General features: G+C 59.7%; 1 protein-coding gene. It reads right to left on the bottom strand.

What is annotated here, in order from left to right; all coding sequences use genetic code 11:
- Positions 1–34 precede the first annotated feature (34 nt).
- A protein-coding gene (locus C1933_RS16835) for an IS3 family transposase (protein WP_108754182.1) occupies positions 35–1386 on the bottom strand; the annotation gives its coding sequence in 2 pieces (ribosomal slippage) (positions 35–939 and positions 939–1386; 1353 coding nt in all).
- Positions 1387–1434 lie beyond the last annotated feature (48 nt).

Genomic DNA, 1434 nt, shown 5'->3' with positions numbered 1-1434 from the left:
TGAAATGACCCCCTGAAGTTGGACAGGTGGGGGATCAGGCGGCCAGCGCGGCCTGCTCCCGGTACTGTACGGGGCTCAAGCCCTTTAGTTTCAAGCGGATACGATTCTCGTTGTAGTACCGGATGTACTCCACCAGCCCAGCTTCCAGGCTATCGATGCTGTCAAAGGTGTTCAGGTAGAAAAATTCCGACTTCAGGGTCCCGAAGAAGCTTTCCATGGCCGCGTTGTCCAGGCAGTTGCCACGCCGGGACATGCTCTGTTTCAGCGAGTGCTTTTCGAGCTTATGGCGGTAGTTTTCGTGCTGGTAGTGCCAGCCTTGGTCGGAGTGGATCATCGGACGATCTTCCGGTGAAAGCCTCCTGATCGCTTGGTCCAGCATTTCACCCACCAGGTCAAACACGGGCCGGCGCTTCATCTGGTATGCCACGATTTCGCCGTTGTAGAGGTCCATGATCGGCGAAAGATAGAGCTTCATGCCCTGCACTTTGAACTCGGTTACATCGGTCACCCACTTGCGATTGGGCATCTCAGCCTCAAACTGGCGGCCCAGGTCGTTGGGAACCACGACATTGGCCGCTCCCTTGAACGCGCGATAGCGCTTGATGCGTACCCGCGAGCGCAGGCCCAGTTCGGTCATCAGCCGCTGCACCCGCTTGTGGTTGATGGCTTCGCCCTGATTGGCCAGCTCCAACGTTATGCGGCGGTAGCCGTAGCGCCCTTGGTGCTTGTCGTAGATCGAGCGGATGCGCTCACGCAGTTCCTCCTCGCCCCCGTCGGGATGGGCCAAGGCATTGATCTGGTAATAGAACGTGCTGCGAGAGAGCTCAGCCGCCTCGAGCAACAGCGGCAGCGCGTAGGTCTGCCTCAATCCTTGGATGGCTTGCGCTTTGCGCGCTGCGCCGCCTGCTCTTCCCGGATCAAGGCATCGAGTTTTTTTAGGTAAGCGGTCTCCGCACGCAGGTAGGCCACTTCCTTGAGGAGCTCATCGCGGCTCATGTCCTCGGCGGGCTTGGACGAGCGGGTCTTTTTCATCGGCTTTTGAGGCGGTAATGGTGGCGGTGCCAACGCTTGGGCACCCCTCTCAGCATACAGGCGCCGCCACAGCCCCACTGCGCCGGCATCGCCAATCTGGAAGAAGGTGGTCGCCTCGCGCGCGGACATGCCGTCCTGGCTCATCTTCTCCAGGACGGCCAGCTTGAACTGGAGATCGTAGGACCGGGGTTTGCGGTCAAACCCCGGTCGCCCATGCAGTCGGTAGGTCGCGGCCCACCGCCTGACTGTGGAAAACTCCAGGCCATGGCGGCGGGCAACCGCCTTGACCGATGTGGAGGTGTTACAGGCCTCCTTGGCGACCTGTAATTTGAAACAAACCTCATATCTATTCATGCAAACCTCGGGGTCGGATCAGGTGTCCAACTCCCGGGGGTCACTTCA

It is taken from the genome of Stenotrophomonas sp. ZAC14D2_NAIMI4_6 (genome assembly GCF_003086875.1).
In the GTDB taxonomy this organism is placed as follows: Bacteria; Pseudomonadota; Gammaproteobacteria; order Xanthomonadales; family Xanthomonadaceae; genus Stenotrophomonas.
The sequence above is the reverse complement of the archived record's forward strand: the minus strand, read 5'-3'. Positions and strand labels throughout refer to the sequence as shown.